This is a genomic window from Deinococcus budaensis (assembly GCF_014201885.1).
Classification (GTDB): domain Bacteria; phylum Deinococcota; class Deinococci; order Deinococcales; family Deinococcaceae; genus Deinococcus; species Deinococcus budaensis.
The window spans coordinates 1-19,178 of the sequence record NZ_JACHFN010000013.1 but is presented as its reverse complement, the minus strand read 5'-3'; the positions used below and the strand labels follow the sequence as shown (position 1 = coordinate 19,178).

Below are 19,178 nucleotides of genomic sequence, written 5' to 3'. Positions count from 1 at the left end.
CTCGCGAAACGTGAGGTGGAGCGTCACTCGGGTTTTCCCCGCATCCGGGCCACGGTCCCGGCCGCACTGAACCACGCCAGAAAGCGGGTGAGCCGGCTGCCGTCCGCCTGGGAGCGGCGGTCGAGCTCGGCCAGCGCGTCCTGCTGGGCCTGCAACCGGGTCTCGAGCGTCCCGGCGCGGGTGCCCGCCGCGCGGAGGTCCTCTCTCAGGGCGCGTTCCACTGCCGTCAGGTGTTCACGCTGCTCCGCGCTCGCCGCGGTGAGGTTCTGCCGCAGCTGGCCGCTCTGGGCCTCCTGCTCGTCCCGGATCCGGCTGATGCCCGCCTCGACCAGGCCCCGCATCTTGCGTTCCAGCGCCTCCAGCCGCTTATCAAAGGACTGCTCCAGCTCGCCAAGCCGGGCGGTGGCGGCGGTGGACTGCCGCGCCTGCTCCTGCACCCGCCCGGTCACCGCGTCGATCGCGCCGCGAAGGGCCTGCAGCGCCTCTGCCTGCCGGTCAAAGTCGGCGCGCCACTCCCCGGGGAGGCTCTGCGCCAGGCCCTCGAGGACGGACGCGCGCCGCGCCAGGTTCTCATGGGAGGCCTCGTGGCGCTGCCGGGCGCGCTCCAGGGCGGCGAGCTCCTGCCGCGCCTGTTCCAGGCCCCGCCCCGAGGCGTCCAGCTCCCCGCGCAGCTCGCCCACCGCGCCCAGCAGGTGCTGAAGCTGTCCCTCGGCCTCCCCCTGCCGCTCGTGCAGGCGCCCCGCCTCGTCCCCCAGCCTCGCCTCCTGCGCTTGCTGGGCGCCTTGCACTGCAGCCAGAGCGGCGCCCAAGTGCTCCAGCTGGGTGCGGACGGGGGCCAACCCCGTGCCCAGCTCGCGCTGCCACGTCTCCGGGTGGGCCCCGGTCTGGTCCCGCAGGGCGGCAAGGTCCCGGGAGAGGTCCTCCACTCGCCGCTCCAGCACCTGGCGCTCGCCAGCCCACCGCGCCTGCCCCGTGACCGCTTCCCCCCGCATCTCCACCAGGCCGGTCTCCAGCCGGGCCACCTCCTCGAGCAGGCTCTGGACGTCGCGCTGCAGGGAAAGCAGGCTGCCCGCCTGGTTGGCGCGGTCGAGGTTGTCGATCAGCTCCTGGAGGTGGGCCTCAAGCGCGGCCCGCCCCTCCTGCGCCCGCGCCCCAATTTCGGCCACGAGGCCGGTGGCGCGCGCGCCCAGCGCCTCCTGCTGTTCCCGCGACTGGCGGGTGAGGGCCCCCCGCACCTCTTGCTCGCGGCGCGTGAGTTGTTCCAGCTGGCGGGTCAGTTCGGGCACGGCGGTGGTGGCCTGTTCGAGCAGCCGGGCGCTGGCGAGGAGCTGCGCCTTCAGGTGCTCGAACTGCCGCTGCTCTTCCTGAATCCAGGCGTCGTCAAGGTAGGAGGTGGTCATGCGAAAACTCCGGTACGGTGTGGGTGAAGGCGTCCGGGAGGAGCCCGGACGCACGTTGGGTGAGGTGTTGCAGGGCCCAGCTGCGCTCGAGGCGGGCCGCAGCCTGAGCGTCGTGCAGGGAAAGGAGCCGGAGCGCGGTCTCCCGCCCGTCCGCGTCGTCAAACGGCCCGCCGAGCGCACCGCAGAGCTGCTTGATCAGGCCGGGCCGCCAGGCCGCCAGCCCCGCTAGGTACGGAAAGATCCGCTCGGCGGTGTGACCGGCACGGCGCATGACCTGCACGGCCCGGGCCGCCACCTGGTCGGCCCCATCCTGGTCACCCTCCGCCGAGTGAAGCGCGGCGTTGAGAAACAGCAGCCCCAGGTCGTTTGGCCGCTGCTCCAGCAGGTAGTCCGAGCGCACCTGGAACGAGGACGTCACCCTCGCCTCGGCGCAGGCCGCCAGGAAGGGGGCCACGGCCTCCGGGTCGAAGGCCTCGAGCAGGGCCTCGAAGGCCTGTCCCAGTTCCTGCTCGCGGGTCAGGACGACCGGCGTGTGGGCCGAGGTCCGCCTGAACTGCAGGTCCGGCTGGCAGGTGTCGCAGAAGCCGCAGCGGTAGTCTTCCTGCAGCGGCGTCACCTCGAAACTCCGGCGCAGGTGCACACGGCGGCATTTGCCCTCGGGGAGGGACGAGAAGCGGTAGAGGTTCACCAGGCCGTACAGGCGCATGCTGCGCACCGTCGAGTACAGCGTGTTGATGAGCAGCCGCCCGGCCTGATCCGCGTACCCGTCGCGCGTCAGCGCGGTGCGGGTGCGCAGGTCCTCCAGCGCCCGGAGGGTGGAGGGGGGCGCCCCGGTGAGCTGATCGTAGCCCCGCAGTTCCCGGTCCAGTTGCCGCAGCGCGTCCGGCGCGTTCCACTCCCGGTTGGTGTTGATGGAATAGGTCCGGCCCTGCTTGACGTAGGTCGAGACGATGCCCAGGGTGGCCAGCCGCGCGAGCGCCCGCAGGGTTGTGCGGTCGTCCAGGCCCGGGGGCGCCGTGAACTGCGCGGCCCCTTTCAGCGTGGCGTAGACCTGAAGCAGCGCCGCATGATCAGTGCGCGCCGACGGGAAGTTCTCGTGAATGAAGAGGCCCTGCTGCGCGACGTCGCACAGCTCGGTCAGGCCATAGGGGCACTTCAGCTTCAGAAACCCGTTCGCCTTGCGCTCCAAGCAGGGAAAGGGCAGGCCCGCTTCTGGCTGCAGGGTCGTCAGGTTCTGAAGGTGATCGCGGGCGCAGGCCTCGTCCGGCGGCACGGTCACCAGGGCCACGTGGGCGTGCTCGCCGCTGCGTCCGGCCCGGCCCGCCTCCTGGTAGTAGGCTTCGAGGCTGCCCGACATCACGTAGTGGGTGACCAGCCGGATGTTCCGCTTGTCGATCCCCATACCGAAGCCCTTGGTAGAGACGAGTACCGGCAGGCGATCAGCCAGAAAGTCATCCTGGGTGCGCACCAGCTCGTCGTCCCAGGCGTCGTCCCGGCCGATCTGCTCCTTGCGGAACGTCCCGCCGCAGGTGTTGCATCGGTGAATCCCGTAGTCGCGGTAGAAGTCGTGGCCACCGCAGTGGGGGCACTGTCCGGGAGCCGATCCGGCGTACATGCCAACGGCTTCGGACGCCAGCACGCTCCCGAGGAGGTGGCTGCGGACAACGGACGTGCCGCTGCCATACAGCTCCGCGTCGCGCCGGTCCGCGTATGGCGTGAAGACGATCGTGCCATTCTCGAAGGTGCCGTCCTCGCGCCGGCGCAGCAGGGCCCCCTCGCCGAACAGCCGCGGGGCGACCTTGCTGAACACCTGGTCGAGGACGGCCAGCCGGGCGCGGCGACCCAGGCGGCCATCCGCGGTGTGGACGCTGAAGCTCAGCTCAGGCCGGTCGCTCGAGCGCGACTGCACCACGTTTCCCTCGGGAATGCCCAGGGCCCGCTGGAGGTCAGCCCGGACCACCGGCGAGGCGGTCGCGGTGAGGGCCAGCAGGGGGATGGGCTGCTCCGTGTCCGCCCGCAGCCGCCGCCGCATGCTGCGCACGTGCATGTAGGCGGGCCGGAAGTCGTGACCCCACTCGGAGACGCAGTGCGCCTCGTCCACCGCCACCAGGGAGATGCGGTGCCGCTCGATCAGGCGGGCCACGGTCTGCTTGAACTCGCGGGTCTCGAACCGTTCCGGCGCGCAGTAGAAGAGCCGGTAGCGGCCGTTCTCGAAGTGGGCGTACTCCCGGGTGGCCTGCGCCCCCCGGCCCACCACGAACCCGGCGCCGATGAGGCCGTCCCGCCGCAGGTGCGCGATCTGGTCCTTGATCAGGGCAGTCAGCGGACTCACGATCAGGGCCACGCCGGGCTGCATCAGACCGACGAGCTGGTAGACCACACTCTTGCCGTACCCGGTCGGCAGCAGCACCAGCAGGGCCTCTCCCTCCAGCACGCGCTGCACCGCCGCGGCCTGCTCGTCGCGCAACCGGGGATGGGCGAAGAAGCGCGCGAACATGAAGTCGAGGACGTCGCGCTCCGGCACGGCGACCTGGTACTCCCGGAAGGGGCGCTCGAGGCCCCGCTGCAGGGCGAGGGCCGCGCCGTAGATCTCCTCCGCGCTCCAGAGGACGTCCTCCTCGTCGTCCGGCACCTCCGCCAGCGGCCCGAGGGCCACGACGACGTCGGCGCGGGACACGTCCGCGCGCGTCAGGGGGACGAGGGACGTCCGGGCGGGGGGCCCGTCCGGGTTCCCCAGGTAGGCCCGCAGCGCCGCCCGCAGGGCCGGGGTATCGGGAGCGTCCAGCTCCACCTGCGGCACCCGCCAGTCCAGGCCGTACAGCCGCCGGGTCGCCTCCAGCAGTTCCAGCGTGTCCCACAGGGCCAGGACCGGCAGGGGATCGTCCGACCGCAGCCTGATCCGCCAGCGGCCCTCCCCGGCGCGAATGACGTCCTGCAACCGCATGAGCCACGCCATGCCCCAGAGCCGCAGCTGGAGGGGGGCCAGGGTGAGCCAGCGCTCCCCGGCCCCGGCGCGGGGCCGCCGCGCGGCCCCCGCCGCCTTGACCTGGCCCTGCACGCCGCGCGGCAGGCCCGGGGCGAGCAGATCCCCGGGGGTGAAGGTGAGCGCCCGGCCCCCCAGGGTCCAGCACAGCGGGTCGCCCGGAACCGGAGACAGCTCGGCGGGCGTCACCAGCACCCGCTCCAGAAAGGCCAGCGCCACGCGCTGGAGGGTCAGCGCCGCGTTGGGGGACATGGGGTGCAGGTCGCCGTAGGCCGTGAGGTCGGCCTCGGGCCAGAAGGCCAGGCGCTCCCCGAGGTCAGGCGGCAGGGCGTCGAGGTGGAAGTCGCCGGAGCATTCCCGCCGGGTTTCCAGGCCCTCGAGGGTCGCCAGGGTGCCCAGGGCGTGGCGCAGGTGGGTGGACACGCCCACCCAGGGTCGGCCAGGCAGCCAGCCCTTGGGCTCCCAGCCCACCTTGTACGCGAACAGGGCGACGTCGCGCTCGGACCTCACGCCCGCCCCCGCGTGTCCAGCAGGGTATGCGCCACCGCCAGGCAGCTCACCTCGGCCCCCGCCTCCCGCAGAACGCGCCGCGCCTCGCGGAGGGTGGCACCGGTGGTCACCACGTCGTCGACCACCAGCACCGGCTGGCCCCCCACCATGCCCGGCGGCGGAGCCAGGCAGCCCGAGACGTTGTTCACCCGGCCCTGCAGGCCCCCGGAGGCCTTTTGCCGTGCCCGCGGCGTGCGGGCCCAGGTCAGGCGCAGCGTGGGCTGCCCGGCGGCGAGCAGGCTGCGCTCCAGCACGCCGAGGCCGCGGCCGAGCTCCCCATCTTCCTGGCTGCTGGGCACCAGGGCGACGAGGTGCCCGGGAAAGCGGTCCCGGATCAGGTCCGCGACCTGCGCGGCCTGGGTGCCGTAACTCTTGAAGCTCTGGGCATGCTGGTTGGCCAGCCGCAGGCGGTTGTGCCGCGCTGCGGTGCGCGCCGGGGCGTAGCGCCCCAGGACCAGGACGTCCAGGCTCTCCCCGAGGACGTCGTGCTGCACGAGGAGCGGGGCGGCGCGCTCCCCGGCGGGCAGCCCGGTCTGCTCCAGCGGCCAGGCATGCCAGGCGGGACGGACAACCGCGTCCAGCAGCGCCCGGGGCGCGGTGACGAGGAGGTCGGGGCCCGTCTCCAGGGCGCGGCCCTCCTGTGCCCAGAGCGCGAGGGCGCTGGACACGCCGAGGGCCTGCGCGGCCTGAAGCTCGGCCGCCCGCGTCGCCAGCCAGAGCACCCGCTCGGGCCGCGCGCTGGGCACGAGGTGCCGGACAGGTTCGCTCGCCCCCGGGCGCAGCCCCGCGACGAGCGTTCCCACCAGTCTCGGCGCGTGGGCCGGGAACAGGCGCTCCAGCAGCTCGGCCGCCCGGTGGTGCGGGAGTTCGGTGACCACACTCACGTCCAGCCGGCTGCTCAGCAGCACCGCGAGCACGCCCTCCGCCTCGGCCACCGGCTCCCCGGTGGCCGGATCCACCAGCGCGTCCAGACCGAGCAGCAGCTGCGTGAACGGAAGCTTGTCCGGCAGGCTGGGGACAGCGCCGGACGTCTCCCCCGTCGCCGGGCGCTCCGGTTCCCCCGGCGGGGCGAGCAGGGGCACGAGGAACGCCAGGGCGGCGTCCGTGGCGGCTGCCGCGTGCGGCTGCTCGTCCTCGTCGAGCTCCGGCGGGGCGGGGACGTGGGACCAGAACAGCGGCGTGAGGGGCTGGATGCAGCCGAAGCAGCCCGCCCCCTGGCAGACGCAGCGGTCGGCTTCCTCCAGCAGGGTCCGCGCCCCCCGCAGCAGGCCCTCCAGCGCCCCAGGCACGGCCGTGCTGACCCCGGTCCCGCCGACGGTGGTGTCCCACAGCAGCAGGCGCGCCTCCCCGTGCTCGCTCACCGCATGCACGCCCAGTTCCTGGGGGTCGACCTCGAGGACGTCCGGCAGCGCCTTGACGAGCGCGGCGGCCGCCGCCTGCAGGGCGGGCAGGGACGCGCCTCGCAGGGTGATCTCGGCGACGTCCGTCTCGAAGGTCCGGGGCACCATGGAGAACACCGGATGGTCGAACCAGCCGTCCGGCACAGCCTCCAGGCTGGAGGACCAGGAGAGGCGGGGCTCAGTGTCCGCCCCGCAGGCGCACGTGCCCGGAATCTCCGCGTCGTGGGCGTGCAGCTGGACGACGAGTTCGGGGACGCCCCCCTCGCGCCGCACCTCCTCCACCACGTGGTACTGCCGCAGGTGGGGCGCGCCCCCGGGCACCTCCGCGCGGCCGGACTGCCAGACGGGCCAGCGGTCGCGCCCGTAGGTGCCCAGGCGCTCTTCCCCCGCCTCGCCCCGCAGGGTGACGTGGAAGCGCTCCGGGGGGTCGGCGGGCAGGAGCGGACGTGCGCGGGACGCCCGGGGGCAGCGTGAGGTCACCTGCTGCTCGCTGCGCTCGCGCTTGTCGCGCAGGGCGGTGGTGACCTGCCCGCGCCCCGCGCGCGCAGCGACGAATTCCCCGTCGACCTGGGAAAGGACCGTTCCGATGGTCACGCTGGACGAGAGGAACGCCTGGTGGACATGCGGCATGGCCGCGCCCGGCGGCAACGCGCTAAGCCCGCGGCGCGCCCGCGCCACGGCCACCGGGTCGGCCACCCGCTCGGTGATGTCTTCCACCCACACGAGCACGGCGGGCGCCGTGCGGTTCCGTTCTGTCACTTCACCAGACTTCCAGTCCAATACCCGGTAGAAGCGGTCGCCGCGCAGCACCACGCTGCCCGGCCCCCACTCGCGGTGCGCGTTGTCCAGGCCACTGCGTTCCACCATCCAGTCCGGGGCATCGTCCGGCAGCTGGACCACCGGGACGCTCATGTCGTGGTCGCCGTCCATGCCGGTGCGGATGACGAGGTGCGGCCGCCCCGCCTCGCCGCGCAGGGAGGGCGCCGGAAAGGCGGCGGGCGGCCCGTCGAAGACGTCCCCCAGGGCCGCCGCGAGGTCCTCCGGCAGAACCTCGGGGTACAGCCGCTCGAGTAGGGCCGGGCCGCACTCGTCGTGCGCCTGCGCCATCTCGTAGCGGGCCCGCCGCAGGTGGTCGTGCAGCAGGACCGCGTTGTGCGGGTTGAGGTGTACCGGCTCACTCTCCACCGTCACGAGCCGCAGCAGGCTCTCGGGCCGGCTGTAGTACTCGTCGGCGGGCCCGGTGCCCGGCAGGAAGGCCACGTGTGCCGTGCCCCCGCGCCCCGCGCGGCCCGCCATCTGCTTGAAGCTGTTGCGTGTTCTGGGAAAGCCCAGAATGCCCACGAGTTCCAGGTCCCCGATGTCGATGCCCGCCTCCAGCGTGCTCGTCGACACAGCGACGACCGGCCCGGTCCCGCGCCGCAGGTGCTCGAGCCGCTCGCCGTACTCCTTCATGTTGCTGTGGAATGGGAAGACGACCGGTGGGTCCTTCGGGTCGCCGCGTTCTTTCAGCAGGCCTGCGAGGTGGCGTGTCCCCCCCCGGCTCCCCACAAAGACCAGCCCCTTGGAGTGCCGTTCCCGCACGGCGTGTCCCAGGTTGCGCACGGCGCGCTGATGAGCCTGCAGGGCCCGGGAGGAGGCGCGGGGCAGGGGGGCGAGGTAGAGGTGCCGCGGGTAGACCGGGGCGGTCGACGCCCCGACCACCCGGAACCGGTGCCGGCCCGTGAGGTTCCGGGCGAAGGCGACCGTGTTCTTCAGGGTCGCCGAGGAGACAACCAGCGCCGGGCGCGCCCGCGACACGGCGAGCAGGCGGCGCAGGAACGCCGACATGTGGGTGCCGAACGCGCCCCGGTAGGTGTGCGCCTCGTCCAGCACCACGTACTTGAGGCCTGCCAGGAAGGCCCGGATCTCCGGGCGGTGCAGGTTGTGGTTGAGCTTGTCCGGCGTGGCGACGAGCAGGTGGGGCGTGCCGTCGGTCTCCCCCAAGCGGTCGTCGCCCATAAAAGGCTTCAGCGTCAGTCTGTCCTGGGCGGGCAGGGCCGCCACCACACCGCTGATGGTGTCGAACTGGTCGCGGCACAGCGCCGTCAGGGGGTACAGGAACAGGGCGCCGCCCCCATGCCGGGTGAGGTCTTCCAGGATGCCGGGCAGGAAGGAGAGCGTCTTGCCGCTGGCCGTCGGGGTCGAGAGGATCAGGTCCGTCCCCTCCCGGCGCGCGGCGCGCAGATACTTGAGGGCGAGCGCCTGGTGCAGGTAGAGGCCATCCGGCCCGACCCGCGTCCGCAGCGCCTGGGCCACCGGGGGGTGCAGGCCGAGTGCCTCGAGCGGAACGCTGCGCCCGGGCCGGGTGGCCGGGGCGGACCCCTGGTCCACCGGCACGAACTGGGGCAGGTCCAGCGGGGGCTGGAGGCGCCCAGGGACAAGGGGCACCTCGCGCACCGTGCCGGAACCGCCTAGTTCCGCCTCGAAGCGCTCCAGCACCGCGCGGTACAGGATGGGGGCCAGCTCCGGGGGCCAGCTCATGCCAGTCCACGCCTCGAGCACCCGCGCGGGAAGGGTGGTGAACAGCAGCCTGGCCTGGGCCAGCGTCAGGGTGACGGCCACCTCGCGCAACTCGTCCGTGGTGCGGCAGCGCGCGAGACGCACCGACCAGTTGTCCTGCGGCCAGTCCGCCGGCTGCGCCCCGCCCGGCACCAGCCACGCCGGGTAGGCGGCCGACCCCGCCTTCACCACGATGAGGTCCTCGCAGCCGTCAAAGGAAAGGTCCCCCGTCAGGTGGGCGGGGCCCCCGCCCCCCAGCGCCTCGAGGACGCCTCCCGTCAGGCGGTAGGCGCTCACGCGTCCAACTCCGCCCGCAGGCCCCGGAAGACGGCGCCGGGGTCCGCCAGGTCCTCCGGCACCCGGGCGCCCCGCCACACGTCGAGGTCGTTCGTCCGGAACGCTTCCTCGCCCAGCTGCGGCCGGAGGGCGTAACGGTCGCTGGTCGCGCGGTCCTCGGCGCCTCCCCGCAGCAGCCAGCGCTGCCCGTCCCACCGCACCGTCCGCGGGACCCCCGTCTCCCCGGCCGGGAATGCCGTGAAGGTCAGTGTCTCGGCCGCGTTCTCCGCGGGCAGGGTCGCCTCGAGCCGGTCGGCGAACTGCCCGGCCTGCCGCGCCAGTTCCTCGGGGGCCTCGTCGTCGAATTCCGGGTCGTAGGTTTCGAGCTTGAGGATGGTCGCCCTCAGCCGCTGGAGCCGCTTGTCGTGGTGGGGCCGCTGCACGGGATCCACCCGCGGCCGGGCCGCCTCGCCACGGACAGCGAGGTCCCGCAGGCGCTGCAGGGTCTCCTCGAGGCTCACTCGCTCCTCCCGGGGAACAGGGACGCGCAGACGTCCGGACCCAGCCACGCCTGCAGCTGACTGCTGGTGATGCGGTGGTGCTTGCGCTCGCCCGCGTTCAGCGTGACCGCCGAGAGTTCACCCGCAGCGATCCTGCGGCGCAAGGTCTCGGTGCTGATTTTCAGGCGGCTCGCCACCTCTCCGAGGGTGTAGACCTCATTCTTCTCAGACATGCGCAGCCAGCATAGCCACATTACTCACGGCGCGTGGCCGCATAGCCAGCAGTGTCCGGTCGTCACGGTGGTGTGGGCACAAATCCAACCGCAAGATGGCCCAGCCGCTCCTTACAATGGCGGCTGTTCCCAGCCTCTCTGGCTGCGGCCCTCCCTCTCCCCTCCCCCAAGGATGTCCAACACCGTGAAGGCCCTGCTGTTCGACCTCGACGATACGCTGGTCGCCTCCGCCCACCTGGAGCGGCAGCGGCGCAGCCGTGACCGCGCTGGCCTGGAAGCAGCCCTCCCAGACCTGCGGGCCCCGGAGGGGTTGCCGGAGGCGCTCGGCTCACTCGCGGGGCACTGCGCGCTCGGGATCGTCACGACGGCCCCGGGCTGGTACGCCCGCGCTGTCCTTGCTCACCTGTACCCCGGGGTGCGCTGGGGCGCGCTGGTCACCTACGGCGATGTCCGCGAGCGCAAGCCTCACCCGGAGGGGCTGCTGCTGGCCCTGGGGCAGCTCGGCGTGGCGTCCCCGGCCGAGGCGGCGTACGTGGGTGACCAGGACCATGACCTGGAGGCGGCCCGGCGGGCAGGCATGCACCCGGTGCGCGCCACCTGGTGCGGCGGCCTGGCCCGGGCGCAGGACGAGCGGGTGCTGCGGCACCCGAACGAGCTGCGGACGCTGATTCCACAAAGGTCACAACCGGCGGAAACCAACGTCCACACGCAGAGGCTGCTGGCCTACAGCCGCCTTCCCGGTGTGGGGCGCAAGACGCTCCTCGAGCTGCTGCCCGATCTGGCGGCGGGGCGAGAGCCGCGCCACCGGCGGCTCGGCGCGGCCCTCGCGCAGGGCGGCGCCTGGGAACAGGCCGCGCAGGCGGCGGAGGACATACTGGCCTCCTGTGCCGCCCACGGCATACAGCTCCTGAGCCCGCTCGACCCCCGCTACCCGGCCGACCTGCACGGCATGCGGGGGGAACAGCCGGCCCTGCTGTATGTGCGTGGGCGGCTTCCCCATGGGCCCGCGATCACGGTGATCGGCACCCGGGAACCCACCCGGCATGGCGTGGAGATCACCCGGCGCATCAGCAAGCACTTCGCGTCGCGGGGTCACAGTGTGGTTAGCGGGCTGGCGCTGGGTGTCGACGCCGCCGCCCACCAGGCCGCCCTCGACGCCGGGGGCCACACGGTGGCGGTGCTGGCGCACGGCCTGCACACCGTTGTTCCCCGGCAGCATCACCTGCTTGCCGAACAGATTCTTGCCCGGGATGGTGCGCTGGTTTCCGAATACCCACCTGGCGTGGAGGTCCGGCCCCCCTTCTTCGTGGAGCGTGACCGCATCCAGGCCGGGCTGTCAGGAGGCACGGTCCTGATCCAGACCGACCTGCAGGGGGGAAGTTGGCACGCCTGTCGGGCGACGCTGCGCTACGGGCGCCCACTCGCCTACCCGGTGCCCACCGCCGCCGACGTCGAAGCCGGGGCGCCAAAGATCACGGGCCTCCAGCTGCTTGAGCGCGGCACAGACGAGGAGCGCCGCATGCAGCTTGGGTGCGGACCAGACGCGCTGAAGAAGATCATGCGCTTGACTGGAAGGCAGGACTACCCCGGGCTGGAACGCCAGATGGAGGGCGAGGAGGCCAGGGACGGGGCTCCCCTGTTCACCTTATGACCGCCCCATCGCCCGGGCCAACACACCTCGTCACAGCACTTTGGCCCCGACGTTAACCCAGCTCCTCAGGGAAGCGTCCGGTAACCTTTCGGAATGCCGTCCGCACCGCCGCTGCTGTCTGGTCATCAAACAGGTTGAGTTGCAACCCTGCCTCCACCAGGGCGCGGAGAGGGACCGGGATCTGGGCCACCACCTGGGACCGGTAGCGGAGGATCGTCTTTCTGACCTTTTTCGGCAATGGCTGCGCCCTCGGTTGAAGCTGCCGCTTCAACGCGGCGTGACTCATCGACTGCCCTGGTGACCGTTCTTGGAAGGGAGGCAGGGACGTGACTGTGCTGGTCTTTGAGGGTGCCGCAGGAGAGGGAGAAGGAGCAGGGTTTCCCTCTCCGGACAGGAGGAGGTCCAGCCGCTTCTGGTACACCCAGAGGCGCGGACACTGTTGCTGCCCCAAATGGGTCATGGCCTCTTCCAGCCTCTCCCGCAGGGCCTCGGGCACCCGGAAGTCGAGGGCGCGCCGCACGAACAGTTCCTCGTCGCGCTCCGCCAGGAGCAGCAGCAGATCATTCAACGTGGGCCGAGCGACCTGGCCCAGCTGCGCGTAGGCCTCAAGCACCTCATCAAACTGACCGTCGCGAAGGAGGGTTTCTACCCGCAGGGCGATCTCTCCTGCTATTTCAGAAAAGGGGACCCGCTGCCGGCGCGTCTCGCGCAACTGGGCCAGAAGCTTCTGGCCTTTCCAGACGATCGGAGGGCGGGATAGGTGGCTGTAGTCCACCTCAGCTTCCTGCTGTGCCTGATCCAGCCACCCGGTGAAGCGCCCCACCGCGCAGAGACGCAGTTCGTGCAGCGCCCGCGAGAGGGCCACGTACATCAGATGGCCCTCGTGACGGCTGGCCCGGCTGTAATGCTCCTCGTCGGCGAACGGCACCAGCACCGCCGCAAACTCCAGCCCCTTGGAGAGCGCCGCGGGCAGGACAGTCACGCCGCGGAGTGTCCCGGACGTCACCTCCTGGTCCTCGGTCAGGGCCTGGTGCTCCACCTGGTGGCGGGTGAGGAAGGCACTGACCTCGGCCACCTGACCCGTTCTCGGCAGGATGACCGCGATGCTGGGGTGACCCGCTTGCCGCAGTTCTCTGATCTGGGCCAGCAGATGGCGTGCCTGCTGCTCCTCAGACGCCAGGGCCACCATCCGGGGGCGGGGACCGGAACGTTGAATGGCCTGGGAAAGCAGCGCCTTCTCGCCGCGCAGGACCTGCTGAACGGCGTTGCCGACGGCCACGATAGGCGCGGTGCTGCGGTAGTTCTGGCGGATCAGGTGCTTCTGGAGCTCGGCGGGAGGCAGCAGGGCGTCGAACTCGTCCCACTCCTCGATGCCCCGGTAGGCGTAGATGCTCTGTGCAGTGTCTCCCACGATGGTGGCGGAGCGGTTCGGGCAGGCCTCCAACAGGATCTGCAGCTGGAGCGGCGAGAAGTCCTGCGCCTCGTCCACCACCAGGTGGCGGTAGGCAGCGGGCTGCACACCGTAGAGCTCCTGATGCAACACGAACAGGCCGGGCAGGTCGGCGAGATCGATTCTCAGGGGCGGAGTGGGACCGTTGCCGCTCTTCCCAGTCACTCTGACAGGTCGTGTCAGGCGCAGGGCGTTCTGCTCCGCTGCACTGAGGATGCCCCTGGCCACGGCGGACAGGTGTCCAGCCTGAAAGACATCCTCATACGCTTCCAGCACGTCGATGGTCTTCCAGCTGCGTGTCAGGTGGTTGCGAATCAACGTCCGCTGCCGCCGCAGCTCCCTGGCCTCGTCAGGACCCTCGACCGGACCGATCTCACGGGTAAACCAATCGTTGAACTGGCCCTGGGCCAGCGAGAGCAGCTGCTCCCGGCGCTGCGCGAGCGGCGTCTCTTCCTCCGTTTGTGCCCAGAGCCCCGCGACCTCCTCGGGCGTCAACACATAGTGCTTCTGGTCGTCCGCGACATAATCCAGTTGAAGTTCGCTCCTGAACTCCCGCGTCGGGAGCGGCGGGTGGGCCGCCAGGTGCTGAACGTGCCGCTCCAGCACCTGGCGGAACCTCAGGCTGCCCCTCACGCGGGCGCTCAGCCACCACCGCTCCAGGTCCAGCTTCCGCGCCCTGGGTTCCCCCAGTTTCACCTCCACCATGTCCGTGAAGACGGGCGACTCCGGCAGGGCCGCGTTCCTCCTGCGCATCCTCGCCCACGCCCAGTCCGCGAAGGTCCGCTGCTCGATGCCTCCGACGCCCAGCGAGGGCAGCAGGTCGCTCACGTACCCCAGGAACATACGGTTCGGGCCGATCACCAGAATCTGCTGCGGCTTGAGCTTGTACCCGTGCTCGGTGAACATCAGGAACGCCAGCCGGTGGTAGGCGATCGAGGTCTTGCCGCTCCCCGCCACACCGTGCAGCAGCAGGGTCGCGTCGAGCGGGGCACGGATGATGGCGTCCTGATCAGCCTGAATGGTGGCGACGATGTCCTGGAGCCGGGAGTCCCCGCGCGTCTTCAGCTTCCGGATCAGGAACTCATCGGTTTGAACGTCGGGGGGGCGGACGGAGGAAGGGGGCGGTGCAGCCTGACCGCTTGGTGGACGTGCGGCTGTGGGAAGCTTCGGCTGGACTGCCCGGTAGTCCACGGTGTCCGACACATCGAGAAGGGCCCTGTCCCGGATCTCCAGCCGCCGCTTGAGCAGAAGTTCCACCTTGTGCGTCCTGCCGGTCGCCTGAACCCGGTACTCCTGCGGGCGGGCATTCCCGCCCAGGTACAGGCTGTAGAGGTCGCAGCGCCAGTCCAGAACGGTGCCATGAGAGAAGGGCAGGTGGGCGTGGCCGAAGTACACCTTCTGCGGCCCGCGGGTGTCCACGAAATCCAGCCGGGCGAAGTACGGCTCGTGCCCGAACTCCTCGAGCTGGGTCAGGATGTCCTCCCGCAGCCCGCTGTTGAGGACACGGTTGGTGAAGTTGTTGCCCCCGCTCTCGAAGTGGGCGCCGCGGTGGCGCTTCAGGGCCGTGTCGATGGCCTGCACGGTTTTCGCCAGGACCTCGGATTCGTGGGGGTGCTCGGGATGGCGGGTCATGGGGTGACGTCCTCCAGGTCAGCGAGCAGCAGGGAGACCGGAAAGGCCAGCCCCCTGCCGGAACGAAGGAACGATTGACAGGCGAGGCTCCTGAGGCCGTGGGGCAGTCTCCCCGCGCGGCTCAAGGCGACGAACTTCAACCATTCGCCATAGAAGAACAGATGTTGCCCGTGAGGCATCCGGGCTTCCAGCAGCGCCTGGCGGTACTCCTCGAGGGTCCGGTTGCCCTTGCCGCCCTTGGCCGGGTTGTTGCATTCCCGGCAACTGGTGACCTTGTTGCTGTCGGCGGTGACCTCCGGCGTCTGCCGGCAACGCGGCGTCTGATGCTCCAGTTCCGCGCTGTCCGGCTGGCCGAAAGACCGCATGTCCAGGGTCTTGCCGCAGTACCAGCAGCGGTAGCGTCGCTCCCGGGCCTTGCGGTAACGGTCGGCCTCCGGGTACACCGAGACGCGGTCCTGGTGGGCCTGGAAGTACATCCAGGCCTCCTTCTCCGAAGCCGTGCGGCGGTAGTCCGCGTAAGAAAAACCGCGTTCCGTGAGTTCATCACGGATATCGCGGTCAAAGTTCAGCAGCACAGCTCCTGGGGAGTAGGTGCGCGTCTCCCTGAACAGGGCGTACCAGCGGAGGTCGGGGGCCAGGATGTTCATGTAGGGAGAGCATCACCTGCGGACGCGTCAATGGCTGACGTATTAGGACGCGCCCTCACTCTGGCTGAACACGTCTTCCAGGGACCTGACAACCTCATACTGCAGGGCGCCTCCCACCGTGTCGGCGGCCAGCACCGCGAAATGCCGTCTCCCGCAGTCGATCTTGAGGGCTTCCTTCTCCCGCAGGGCGCCCGTCCAGAGGGTGCTTTTCGTTTCCGCAACGAAGCACAGCTTCTCCTTGTCCTCGACCTGCAGCAGGATGGCCCAGTCCGGGTTGTAGTCCCCCAGGGGCGTGGGCACGCGGAACCAGCCCGGCAGCTTGGCGTAGACCTTGACGGCGCTGTTCCTCTCCAGATCGGCCGCGAAGCTTTTTTCCACGTCCGATTCGTAGATAACGTGATCGTAGGCGCCCTTTTTGACCTTCAGGATGTCTTTCAGGGTGGGGATGGGGCCGTCCAGCAGCGTCTGCGCGTACGCCTCACCCGTCTTGTGGTACTGGATGCCATCAACGAGCAGCTTGATCTTGCGGGTGTTGATAGCTGCGCTGACCAGCTCGATGAAGGCCTGGGGATTCTTCTTGAAGTCGCCCAAGCGGTCAGAGTCCCGCAGAATGGCGCTCAGGGTGCGGCGGGTGAGTTCCGTGCGGTCCTGCAAGGCCCCCAGCAGATCTGGAAGGACCAGATCATCTTCCCGCAGGGTGGTGGGGGCATGCGTTTCCTTGACCTTCGCCTGCACGCCGCTACGGTCTACTTCGATGTCGACAATGGTGGTTTGCACCTGGGAGCGTGGGACGATGGGCATGGCATTAACAGCTTTCACGCACTCAGAGATCAAGACCTCTGTGTCCACCTCAACCTCGTAGGTGGTGCGGGCGCTGATGCGGTCCCAGAGTGCCCTGAACTCCGGGTCGTCCAGGACGGCACGGTTGGGCTGAACCGTCACGGTTTCGTCGGCGTTGCGGATGTCGAGCTTGCCCGCCAGCTTTTTCAGCACGGCCAGGATGTCAGGCCGCACCGTTTCGAAGGCTTCCGGAAGGTGCACCGTATCCGCCTTGAGGTCGACGCGGAGTTTGTCTTCCACCTTGCCCGCGCTGCTCAGGTAGCCCTGACTGCGGAGGAAACCTTGCAATTCCCGCGACTTCTCTATGCCCAGCGGAGTCACATTGCCTTGACCATCGACGAGAGGAATCGTCGCGAACTGATGTTCCTCCACCACGCCGAACTTAATCTGCAGGTCTTCTTCGATTTCCTTCTGAAGGTTCTCGGCGAAGTCCTCGTAGGACTCGCTGGCGATGACCGTCAGGATGTTCACGCCCTCATCCCGTACCCGCTCGCCCTTCTGGTTGACCGCAAGGCGCAGGCCGCGCCCAATGGTCTGCCGCCGCTCGCGCTCGGTGCCGATCTCGCGTAATACGCAGATCTGGAAGACGTTGGGGTTATCCCAGCCCTCGCGCAGGGCGCTGTGGGAGAAGATGAACTTCAGTGGCGTTCTCAGGTCTAGCAGGCTTTCCTTCTTGCGCATGATGAGGTTGTAGGCGTCTGCGTCATCCGCCGTGCTGCCGGAGGTGTCCTTAAAGCGCCCTTTCTTATCCTCACTGAAGTACCCGTTATGAACCTCCCTGGCCTCTGTCTCTAGGTCCACACCTCCAAAGAGTGTGGCGTACCGCGGGTCCCTGGCCGCCCGCTTATACTCATCTTCAAAAAGGTCGGCATACGGTCCATTACCAGGTTCGCCGTTATCACTGTAGGTGCGGTAGTTTGACACTCGGTCGATGAAGAACAGACTCAGCACCTTGATGCCCCGGGGACGCAGCAGCAGTTCCTTGTCCAGGTGTTCGCGGATGGTGCGGCTGATCATGGCGCGGGCGAGATCTGTGGGGTTGAGGCCGCCGTATTCCTCGCCGGGCTTCAGCCAGAGCACGTCCCCCGGCACCTTGAGTTCCAGCATGGTGTCCCCACGCCCGGAGCGAATCTCGCCCACCAGCATGTCGTGGTACAGGTCACGGCCGCCGGAGAGTTCCTGCAAGCTGTCGCCGTCCTGCACCTTCACTTCCCGGCGCGTGACCTTATCGCCCCTTAAAACATCGATTTCCAGGGTAGCCGTCGGCCCCGTGCGGGCCTTCCCTGCCTTGATGTCCACCACGCGCACATACGGCCTGTTATGGCCGCTGCTCACCTGCATGGACGCCACCTCGATGCCCTTGACCAACTTGCGCTCATAAGCGTCCACGGCGTCTAAGCGGAAAACCAACTGCGTGCGGTCGAGCGGTGTAGCGCTGTAGCGCAACGTCGCCAGGGGGTTCAGCAGGCTCAGGGCCTTTCTTCCCTGTCCTCCCCCACCCTTCTTGCCCTTCCCGGCGTCGCCATACACGCTTTGCGGCTCGTCCACGATCAGCACCGGGTTGGTCGCGCGAACCAGGTCGATGGGCCTCTCTCCGCCCGTCTGCTCATGGGGACGGTGGATAACGCGTTCAGCCTTGCCTTTGCCGCCCGCCTTACCGCCCTCAATGTCCTCGCCCGCTTCCTGCACGCTGTAGAGGCTCTGGATGGTCGCCACCATGAAACGCACGCTGGAGCTGGTGGCAAAGTCGCGCACCTGATTCAGCTTCGCGCTGTCGTAGGCATAAAAGCTGTAGCCCTTCGCCTCCGGATACAGCGTCTTGAAGTGCGTTCCGGTCATCTCCAGCGACTTCATCACGCCTTCCTTGATGGCGATGCTGGGGACCACGATCACGAACTTGGTAAAGCCGTAGCGCCGATGCAGCTCAAAGGCCGTTCGCAGGTACACGTAGGTCTTGCCGGTGCCCGTCTCCATCTCGATGGTGTAGTCACCCACAAGCGGGGACGCGGACGGCGCGAGGCCGTTGCCCAGTTGAATCCCGTTGAGGTTCTTGTGGATTTCGTCCGGCAACAGGCCCAGGCGGTTGCCGATCCCGAGGTCGGATTCGATGAGGCCCAGGTCCGGCTGGTTGCCGCGCACGCCCGCCGACACGGTGAATTCGGTGCGGTTGATGTCCTGCCCGGCGAACAGGCCCGCCACTGCCTCCACCGCCTGCGCCTGATAGTCCAGATTCGATTCAAACTGGATTTTCATAGCGAACGCACCACCCAGTTCCGCCCCAGCATCTCAGCCCGCTGCGTCAGGTATTTGCCCAGGTTCAGCTTGGCCGTGTCGTTCTCAAAGGCGCTGTCGAGGAACAGCACGTGCGCTTCCCCCGCCGCGTTCTCGGCCTCCAACCAGTCGGCCATGCCCCGGCCTAACTCCGGCACCTGCGCCGCCGTGATGCGCCGCGCCAGACACGCCATCAGCACACCGCCACCTACCATCTGCACGGGCAGGCCTGCCACCGTGCGTTCCTCAATCAGCGTAGTCAGCGGCAGCCCCAGCTTGAGCAGCACCTCGTACAGCACGTCCGTGTCCGTGCGGCCCGACTTGATGTTGTCCTCGGCCCTCAGCAGGGTGCCGGGCAGGTCAGCCCGCGCCGCGTCGCTGTCCCAGCCCGTCAGGTTGCTGCTGTCCAGCTTGAACACCCGGAAGCCCGTGTCGCCCGCGAACATGGGATTCTCGGCCTTCACCTTCGCCCCCGCCCGGCGCAGGCGTTCCTTGGTCAGCTCGGCAATGTTGCGCGGCACGCCGAGAGAGTCGCAGAAGTCGGCGGCGGTTTTCTGCTCGGCTTTGGCCGGGTCCAGCGGTTCGGGAAGTTGGACAAGGATGAATTGACGGTTGCCATTGTCGGCGGCGTTCTGGGACATGACGGCGTGCCCGGTGGTGCCAGAACCGGCAAAGAAGTCGAGGATGATGTCACTCTGCCCTTTAGAGAAAAACCTCTCTAGGGGTCAAAAGTGGCAAGGCAATCGGGGAAGGCCCTTCCAGTGCTGCGTTTCGAGTTGCTGAGCACGGCACGAAGGGCATCAAGGCC

General features: G+C 69.4%; 10 protein-coding genes. 1 reads left to right on the top strand and 9 read right to left on the bottom strand.

Annotated features, from left to right (window positions below; all coding sequences use genetic code 11):
• Positions 1-23 precede the first annotated feature (23 nt).
• The 5 genes from HNQ09_RS14645 to HNQ09_RS14625 are packed head-to-tail and all read right to left on the bottom strand — an operon-like array spanning position 24 to position 9,879.
• Positions 24-1,400 (bottom strand): coiled-coil domain-containing protein, encoded by a 1,377-nt coding sequence (locus tag HNQ09_RS14645; protein WP_184030808.1) that lies wholly within the window; start codon positions 1,398-1,400, stop codon positions 24-26.
• Positions 1,381-4,893: a DEAD/DEAH box helicase gene (locus tag HNQ09_RS14640; protein WP_343057841.1), complete on the bottom strand. Its 3,513-nt coding sequence runs from the start codon at positions 4,891-4,893 to the stop codon at positions 1,381-1,383. Before HNQ09_RS14640 ends, HNQ09_RS14645 begins: the two co-directional genes overlap by 20 nt.
• Positions 4,890-9,167 (bottom strand): DEAD/DEAH box helicase, encoded by a 4,278-nt coding sequence (locus HNQ09_RS14635; protein ID WP_184030806.1) that lies wholly within the window; start codon positions 9,165-9,167, stop codon positions 4,890-4,892. The genes HNQ09_RS14640 and HNQ09_RS14635 overlap by 4 nt, the downstream gene beginning before the upstream one ends.
• Positions 9,164-9,667 (bottom strand): hypothetical protein, encoded by a 504-nt coding sequence (locus HNQ09_RS14630; RefSeq protein ID WP_184030803.1) that lies wholly within the window; start codon positions 9,665-9,667, stop codon positions 9,164-9,166. The genes HNQ09_RS14635 and HNQ09_RS14630 overlap by 4 nt, the downstream gene beginning before the upstream one ends.
• Positions 9,664-9,879: a helix-turn-helix domain-containing protein gene (locus HNQ09_RS14625; protein ID WP_184030801.1), complete on the bottom strand. Its 216-nt coding sequence runs from the start codon at positions 9,877-9,879 to the stop codon at positions 9,664-9,666. The genes HNQ09_RS14630 and HNQ09_RS14625 overlap by 4 nt, the downstream gene beginning before the upstream one ends.
• Before the next feature lie 172 nt (positions 9,880-10,051).
• Between HNQ09_RS14625 and HNQ09_RS14620 the strand changes: the two genes are divergently transcribed.
• Positions 10,052-11,530 carry an HAD-IA family hydrolase gene (locus HNQ09_RS14620; protein WP_184030799.1) on the top strand — a complete coding sequence of 493 codons (1,479 nt, stop codon included), beginning with the start codon at positions 10,052-10,054 and terminating at the stop codon, positions 11,528-11,530.
• A gap of 52 nt (positions 11,531-11,582) precedes the next feature.
• On the opposite strand, the gene HNQ09_RS14615 is transcribed toward HNQ09_RS14620, so the two are convergent.
• From HNQ09_RS14615 to HNQ09_RS14600, 4 genes are read right to left on the bottom strand one after another with little or no spacing between them, the layout of a single operon-like run.
• Complete coding sequence (locus HNQ09_RS14615; RefSeq protein WP_184030797.1) at positions 11,583-14,612, bottom strand: HelD family protein; 3,030 nt, start codon at positions 14,610-14,612, stop codon at positions 11,583-11,585.
• Positions 14,609-15,259 (bottom strand): HNH endonuclease domain-containing protein, encoded by a 651-nt coding sequence (locus HNQ09_RS14610; protein WP_184030795.1) that lies wholly within the window; start codon positions 15,257-15,259, stop codon positions 14,609-14,611. The genes HNQ09_RS14615 and HNQ09_RS14610 overlap by 4 nt, the downstream gene beginning before the upstream one ends.
• Positions 15,260-15,301: 42 nt before the next feature.
• The gene (locus HNQ09_RS14605) at positions 15,302-18,352 is read right to left on the bottom strand and encodes a type III restriction-modification system endonuclease (protein ID WP_184030793.1); all 3,051 of its coding nucleotides are present in this window, start codon (positions 18,350-18,352) and stop codon (positions 15,302-15,304) included.
• Positions 18,349-19,011, bottom strand: coding sequence for a type III restriction endonuclease subunit M (locus tag HNQ09_RS14600; RefSeq protein ID WP_184030790.1), 663 nt, complete (start codon positions 19,009-19,011; stop codon positions 18,349-18,351). The genes HNQ09_RS14605 and HNQ09_RS14600 overlap by 4 nt, the downstream gene beginning before the upstream one ends.
• Between the last annotated feature and the right edge of the window lie 167 nt (positions 19,012-19,178).

Bases quoted from the DNA above. Each gene is read 5' to 3' on its own strand.
- HNQ09_RS14645 (WP_184030808.1), bottom strand. From the start codon at position 1,400: ATGACCACCTCCTACCTTGACGACGCCTGGATTCAGGAAGAGCAGCGG.
- HNQ09_RS14625 (WP_184030801.1), bottom strand. From the start codon at position 9,879: ATGTCTGAGAAGAATGAGGTCTACACCCTCGGAGAGGTGGCGAGCCGC.
- HNQ09_RS14620 (WP_184030799.1), top strand. From the start codon at position 10,052: ATGTCCAACACCGTGAAGGCCCTGCTGTTCGACCTCGACGATACGCTG.
- HNQ09_RS14615 (WP_184030797.1), bottom strand. From the start codon at position 14,612: ATGACCCGCCATCCCGAGCACCCCCACGAATCCGAGGTCCTGGCGAAA.
- HNQ09_RS14610 (WP_184030795.1), bottom strand. From the start codon at position 15,259: ATGAACATCCTGGCCCCCGACCTCCGCTGGTACGCCCTGTTCAGGGAG.
- HNQ09_RS14605 (WP_184030793.1), bottom strand. From the start codon at position 18,352: ATGAAAATCCAGTTTGAATCGAATCTGGACTATCAGGCGCAGGCGGTG.
- HNQ09_RS14600 (WP_184030790.1), bottom strand. From the start codon at position 19,011: ATGTCCCAGAACGCCGCCGACAATGGCAACCGTCAATTCATCCTTGTC.